General features: G+C 64.8%; 6 protein-coding genes and 1 pseudogene. 1 reads left to right on the top strand and 6 read right to left on the bottom strand.

The window, feature by feature from the left end:
• On the bottom strand, positions 1-692 hold a 692-nt coding region (locus DY467_RS25005; RefSeq protein ID WP_164639721.1), incomplete at its 3' end, for a S8/S53 family peptidase.
• A 245-nt stretch (positions 693-937) separates the two neighbouring features.
• Here DY467_RS25005 and DY467_RS25000 point away from each other — a divergent pair.
• Complete coding sequence (locus DY467_RS25000) at positions 938-2,686, top strand: hypothetical protein (protein ID WP_164639719.1); 1,749 nt, start codon at positions 938-940, stop codon at positions 2,684-2,686.
• 57 nt (positions 2,687-2,743) lie between these two features.
• Here DY467_RS25000 and DY467_RS24995 read toward each other — a convergent pair whose 3' ends face one another.
• The 5 genes and pseudogenes from DY467_RS24995 to DY467_RS24975 form a co-directional block, all read right to left on the bottom strand.
• Complete coding sequence (locus DY467_RS24995; protein WP_164639717.1) at positions 2,744-3,466, bottom strand: hypothetical protein; 723 nt, start codon at positions 3,464-3,466, stop codon at positions 2,744-2,746.
• 123 nt (positions 3,467-3,589) lie between these two features.
• A complete protein-coding gene (locus tag DY467_RS24990; RefSeq protein WP_107346244.1) occupies positions 3,590-3,844 on the bottom strand; it encodes a hypothetical protein in 255 nt (84 codons plus the stop codon).
• 188 nt (positions 3,845-4,032) lie between these two features.
• Complete coding sequence (locus DY467_RS24985; protein WP_107346753.1) at positions 4,033-4,806, bottom strand: thioesterase family protein; 774 nt, start codon at positions 4,804-4,806, stop codon at positions 4,033-4,035.
• Between the two features lie 158 nt (positions 4,807-4,964).
• The gene (locus tag DY467_RS24980; protein ID WP_107346243.1) at positions 4,965-5,933 is read right to left on the bottom strand and encodes an NAD(P)H-dependent flavin oxidoreductase; all 969 of its coding nucleotides are present in this window, start codon (positions 5,931-5,933) and stop codon (positions 4,965-4,967) included.
• 147 nt (positions 5,934-6,080) lie between these two features.
• Positions 6,081-6,315 (bottom strand): annotated as a pseudogene (locus DY467_RS24975) (hypothetical protein); the annotation flags it as partial.

The following is a 6,315-nucleotide window of genomic DNA, read 5'->3' as shown; positions in this document are numbered from 1 at the left end:
CCCGCCACCATCCCCGCCGCCACATTTGGGTTGCTTCGCTGCACCACTCGGCCTTCCAAGGCCGCGCCGGATACGCTGGTGCCGGGAATGGCGATTCCGATGTCGCCGAGGTCGCGGCATTGGCCGCCGAGGAGCTGGCCGACGCTGTCGAGGGCTGCGACCGGCAGCAAGTTCAAGGCGCCGCAACGACGGAGCAGAGTGGTGCAACCTTTGCTGCCGGCGCTGGTGACGATCAGCGTCTTGCTGGCGTTGCACTTGGCGACGGCGTCTGCCAGGGCGAAGCCCGGATACCAGGGGCGTTCGAACGCTCCGGCACCAATCAGGATAATGTCGGCGCCGTGATCGAGTGCCCGCGTGATCGCGTCGGCTAAATCGGCCTGTCCGCACACTGATCGGACATCACTGAAGATCGGCGCCAGCAGCCCTCGGCACATCGGCGCGATGCCTTCCACCGAACGGCAGGGTTGCCCGAAGAGGAGGCTGGCCAGATGGGTGGCTTGTGCGCTTGGTGGGGCGTCGTCGCCGGTGTGCTGGGCGACTGCGGTGTTGAGGGGCTTGAGGGGCGCGCCGATGAAACAATCATGGGTGCGGTCGACCAATCCGTCGAGCAGCGCCACGGTAACATCGCGCTCGCCGCCGCCGAACGCGAACAGAAGCTCCTGGTGGAGCTCGCTTCCAGACACGCCAACCATAACCCCGCCCGTATCCTTCCGCCGTTTCACATACGATGCACTCGCATGTCGTTGCTCGCTCGCCCGCTGCAACCGACGGTAATGCTTCTCTTTGTTTCTCAATTTTTCAATTGGTCAAGAGACATCTTACATATTCCCTTATTGGGTCTAGTTCCGCTTCCTTATCGATCGGCCTCTAGCGTGAAAATGGCGTGATAGACGCGTGAAAAGTGCTATTTTGACCGGAGAGGCAGGAAGGATACGGGATGACGGCGGCGAATTCGGAGCGATATGCGCTTCGGCTGCTTGGACCCTTCGAGCTCACGGCGCCGGACGGGCGCCGGGTCGAGATCACCAGCAAAAAAGGCATCGCCGTTGTCGCAATGCTCGCGTTGTCGCGTGACGGCGCACGCCCCCGCGGCTGGCTGCAGGATCGGTTGTGGGGCAGTCGGCGCAAAGCCGAAGCCGCCGGCAGTCTGCGCCGCGAACTATCGAACCTGCGCAAGCTGCTGAACGCGGACGGCGCCGAACTGCTGGTCAGCGACCGCGATCGTGTACGACTGCGTACCGATCTGATCGACATCGACCTGTTCGCCGCACGCCCCGGCCGGGCGGCCGGTGAGCTGCTGGAAGGTCTCGATATTCCGAGCGAGCGCGGCTTCGGCCAATGGCTGCGTGAGCAGCGCGACGCGCTGGTACCGCCGGCGAACGATGTCGTGGTCTCGGCGGTGGCGGGCGGCGCGACGACGCTGCCGACCCATATCGTCGACATCTCGACGCCGCCGGTGGGCTTCGCCGGCCGGCCCGCAATTGCGGTGCTGCCGTTCGCCAACGCCACCGGGGATGAGACGCTGGACTACGTGGCGGAAGGTATCGGCGAGGAACTGATCGTCGGGCTGTCGCGCATCCGCTGGCTGCCGGTGATCTCGCGCAACTCCAGCTTCTCGTTCACCGAGCGGGATGACCGCAAGCTGATCGGCCAGCGTCTCGGCGCGCAGTACCTCGTCGAGGGCCGGCTGTATCGTGCTTACGACTCCTATGGGGTGTCGGCCTCGCTGGCCGAGGCGATCACCGGCTATTCGCTGTGGTCGCGGCGCTTCACGCTGCAATCGCCGGCGGGGCATGATGAACTCGCGCAGTTCGTCAACGAACTGGTGGCGCAGCTCGAAAGCCGGATCGACCACGCCGAGCAGATCCGCATTCGCGGCAAACGGCAGGACAAACTGGGCGTCAGCGATTTGATCTGGCGCGGCCGTTGGCATCTCAACCGGCTGACGCGCGCCGATTCCGAAATGGCGCAGAAACTGTTCGCCGAAGCGCTGGCGCTCGATCCCAATTCACCCGAAGCACTGATCCAGGCGACGGCGGCGCTGGCGTGGTCGATCTGGGCCGGCCGCCAGCCGCAGGATCAGATCCTGCGGATGCGCAAGCTGGCGCAGCAGGCGATGCTGGCCGATCCGGACGACGGCCGCGGCTTCATGCTGGCTGGCATCGCCGAGATGTGGCTGCGGCATCCGCTCGAAGCGAAGAACCTGCTGAAGCAGGCGATCACGCTGACCCCGAGCCTGGCGCTGGCGCACGCGCAGCTCGGCGGTTGTTTCAACCTCGCGGGTGAGCCCTATCGGGCGATCGTTCAACTCAAGACCGCGATGCGGCTGTCGTCGAACGATCCGAATATCTTCTATTCGCTGGGCGAGTTGGCGCTCGCCTACACCATGCTGAGACAATGGCCGGAAGCGATCGAGCATGCCACGCTGGCGCTCGCGCGGCGCCCTGCCTATTGGTACGCGCACGTTCTGAAGATCAACGCGCTGGCTCGGATGGGGCAGCTCGACGCGGCGCGGATCGCTTGCGACGAGCTCCTCGCCATCAAGCCGAACTTCTCCAAGCGTTTTCTGGATTGGCTGCCGTTCGTCGACCGCACCTGGGTCGATCACTTCGTCGAAGGACTGAAGTTGGTGCCCGGCCGGCCATCGGATTGGCCGGAGCGCGACAGTCAGGAATCCGCCGCGTAGGGATGGGTCGGCCAACCGCCGGGATCAGCGGCGCGTCCGCGCCGGCTGCTACTCGCCTCAGATCTGCTGCGCGACCTGTTCGAGGCCCATGGCGCGAGCGAGCTTACGTACTTCCTGCTTCTGATCTTCGCGCAGCTGGAACAGCAGCGGCATCGCGGCGTATTTGAGCTGCTGCACTTCGGCGCTGTCCGGATCGATCGCCGGGGTGCTGCTGTCGCGGCCGCGCGTGGTCGCATGCAGCTTGCGGCCGATCGCGCGCAGCGCCTGCTCGACCGACGGCCAATAATACTCCTGCGACGACGACAGATTCAGGCGGGTCTTGATCTGTGCGATCTGGCCGTCGCTGAGCAGCGCTTCCTTCGCGGCAGGCTTGGGCTTCGGCTTTTGGACCGGAGTGGTGGCGATCACCGGCGGCAGCTTGGTGACGGCTTTCGGCGCTGCGACGCTCGGTTCGGAAGCTGCGGCTTCCGGGATTGCGGCAACCGGCAGATCATCGGCCGCGTAGGCGAGTTGCAGCGGCTTGGCCGGCACGGTCACGTCCGCCGTGGCTGTCTGGTCTTCGGCGGGCTGTTGTTGTGCGGCCTGGACTTCAGGTTCGTCGGACTGCAGCGAGACTTCGAGCTTGTCGGCCTTGAATTCGCGGTTGCTGACGGGACGCTCGACCGCGGCCACGCCGGCCAGTCCCGCGGCGGGAACGCTGGCGCGGGCCAGAATGCTGGCAGCGGACGCGCTCGCCAGGAGCACGCACACCAGCGCAGAAAGAGTGACGGTCTTGGTCAAGCTGATCTCCGTCGCGGCGACGAATGGAGTTCGTATCGCGCAAGAATGCAGAGGAAATATGGCTGTTAGTGGTAACTATGAGCAGTTCCGCGGGGCGCCTGGTTCCGTGCCCCGGGCCGTCGATCACGCTGCCGCGTACATCGGCATCTCGGCCAGCTCATAGGCTTCCTGAATATCAGCAACGATCTCGGAAGCTTCCCACAGCGCATCGGGCGCGACCGACTGGATGCTAATCGTCCAGTTACCGCCCTTGCGGGTGCGCGGCGTCCCGACGATTTCGAAGCGCACGTCGCGGCACAGCGGATGGCGATGCAGCGCGTGAGCGACCCGGATGCGGAGTTCGTCGAGGGTCGCGGAAGTCTTTTCGACATGCAGCATGGCGAGGTCCACTTCGGCTGTGGTGTACGCCAACGATGCAGGATCAGTCGTCGAAAGGGCCCCGCATCGCGGCGGCCCTATTGATGTGCCAGGATGGTTAATGCGGTGTTAAACTGATTCTGAGGGCTTGGCCGCCTCGTTGAAATACCTGGAGTGATCCCTGCTATCCACAGGCTTGCGCTGTCAGCTCAGCGCTGTTCGACCACCAGGTTCTGGATCGCGCGGCCGAAATAACCGTGAACGTCGGCGAGCTTCGACGATGCGATGCCTGCGCCGTCCGGCCCCAACCACATCTCGGAGTTCAGCAGCACCCAATCGCCGACCGGCTGCCGCGCGAAGAACACGTTGAGGTCGGCGTTGATGAAGGTCCAGTGCTTGAAGTCGAGGATCGACGAGGTCGCGTTGCTGAAGTCAGAGGCGACCACCGCGCGCATCGCCTGCGAGGTCGGCTGCCCTTCGACCAGGGCGCGGTCGGCGCGATACCAGGTTGCGCCGGGGCCGATCTCGCCGAAGCCGCCATAGACCTTGCGCAGCGACATGCCGCCGACGAACGGATTGCGGGTGAAGCCGGGGTCGAGCACCGGGCAGTCGTCGGGATGCGGCACGTCGAGCGGCGGATGCTCGATATCGTCCGGCAGATCCGGAGGGGCGACGCGGATCTTCAGCACAGTGGCGCCGACCACGATGACGCCCTTCGAGAGCAGCCGCACGGCGCAGAGCTGAATCTTGCGGCCTTCGCGCAGCACTTCGGTTTGGTAGGTCAGCGGCCCCACCGGGACCGGGCGCAACAGGTCGACGGTCACCCGCGAGATCTGCATCGGCGACGGGGTCGGGATCTGTTCGGCGAGGTAAGTAACCAGGGCAGACGGCGGAGAGCCGTGCTGCATCGTCGGATCCCACGGTCCGGCTGCGTTCGGGCTGGTTTCGATATTGATGCCGTCGATGCGATAGATGGAGTCCATGCGGCGACTTCCACGAGCTGAGCTGACGAGATCGAAGCTGTTCCCGATCATTGCGAGCGAAGCGAAGCAATCCAGAGCGCGGTGCGCCGAGCTGGATTGCTTCGTCGTTTCGCTCCTCGCGATGACCTGAGTGAGCGGAGGAGACGACGATTATTGCCTCACAGCGGCGGGTCGATCGCCTCGTCGTATTCCTTCTTGAAGCGGGCGATCAGTTCGCCGGCCGGCAGCACGTCGTTGATGCTGCCGATGCCCTGGCCGGCTCCCCAGATCTCCTTCCAGGCCTTCGGCTTGGCACGCTCGCCGGCCTCATCGGTGCCGAAGTTCATCTTCGACGGATCGGACTGCTCGAGATTGTCCGGGTCCATGCCGGCCGCAACGATCGACGGCTTCAGGTAGTTGCCGTGCACGCCGGTGAACAGGTTGGAATACACGATGTCGTCGGCGCCGGAGGTGGTGATCATTTCCTTGTAGCGGTCGACCGCGTTGGCTTCCTTGGTGGCGATGAAGGCCGAGCCGATATAGGCGAAGTCGGCGCCGAGCACCCGGGCGGCGCGGATCGCGCGGCCGTTGGCGATCGCGCCGGACAGCGCGATCGGGCCGTTGTACCAGGCGCGCGTCTCGGTGACGAAGGCGAACGGCGATTGTGTGCCGGCATGGCCGCCGGCGCCCGCCGCGACCAGGATCAGGCCATCGGCGCCTTTCTCGACAGCCTTGTGGGCGAACTTCTGGTTGATGACGTCGTGGAAGACGATGCCGCCCCAATTGTGCGCGGCCTGGTTCAGCTCTTCGCGGGCGCCGAGCGAGGTGATCAACATCGGCACCTTGTGCTTTTCACAAAGCGCGAGGTCGGCATCGAGCCGGTTGTTGGATTTGTGCACGATCTGGTTGACGGCGAACGGTGCCGACGGACGCTCGGGATGTGCCTTGTCGTAGGCGGCGAGCTCTTCCTTGATCTGGTGCAGCCACTCGTCGAGCAGTGCGGCGGGACGCGCATTGAGCGCCGGAAACGACCCGACCACGCCGGCCTTGCATTGCGCGATCACCAGCTCGGGACCCGAAATAATGAACAACGGTGAGCCGATCACCGGGACCGAGAGGCGGCCCTTGAACAACGCAGGCATGGGCATTTCGAGTTTCTCCTTGTTTGTTGTGTTTGGCGGCGCGGCCGCGGCGACACAAAAGCAAGCGAGGAACAGACCTGCAAGGTGGGATTTGGCGAATTCGTAGCGTTTCGGCGCAAGCGCACGTTTCGTCGCAGTGATCAGCCGCGGGGACTACTGGCACCATGCCCGTGTGACGAAATTTTCCGTGCGGCAATCGCCCGGTTCGCGCGGTCGCCCAGGGATCAGCACCTTGGCCGAGCACTTCTCGGTCGCATCGACGCCGAGGCTCTTGCCGCCGCCATAGCCCTTCGATCGGCACAGGATGTCGGCGGCGGCCTGGCAGTCGGCACCGCTGCCCGGCGCCGCGGGACAGACCTGACGCCCGCTCACCATCGAGGGCACGATC

This window comes from Rhodopseudomonas sp. BR0G17 (assembly GCF_010907025.1).
Taxonomy (GTDB): domain Bacteria; phylum Pseudomonadota; class Alphaproteobacteria; order Rhizobiales; family Xanthobacteraceae; genus Rhodopseudomonas; species Rhodopseudomonas palustris_H.
This window is presented reverse-complemented; position numbering and strand designations above follow the sequence as displayed.

Coding starts and splice junctions, on each gene's coding strand:
- DY467_RS24985 (WP_107346753.1), bottom strand. CDS start 4,806: ATGGACTCCATCTATCGCATCGACGGCATCAATATCGAAACCAGCCCG.
- DY467_RS25000 (WP_164639719.1), top strand. CDS start 938: ATGACGGCGGCGAATTCGGAGCGATATGCGCTTCGGCTGCTTGGACCC.
- DY467_RS24980 (WP_107346243.1), bottom strand. CDS start 5,933: ATGCCCATGCCTGCGTTGTTCAAGGGCCGCCTCTCGGTCCCGGTGATC.
- DY467_RS24990 (WP_107346244.1), bottom strand. CDS start 3,844: ATGCTGCATGTCGAAAAGACTTCCGCGACCCTCGACGAACTCCGCATC.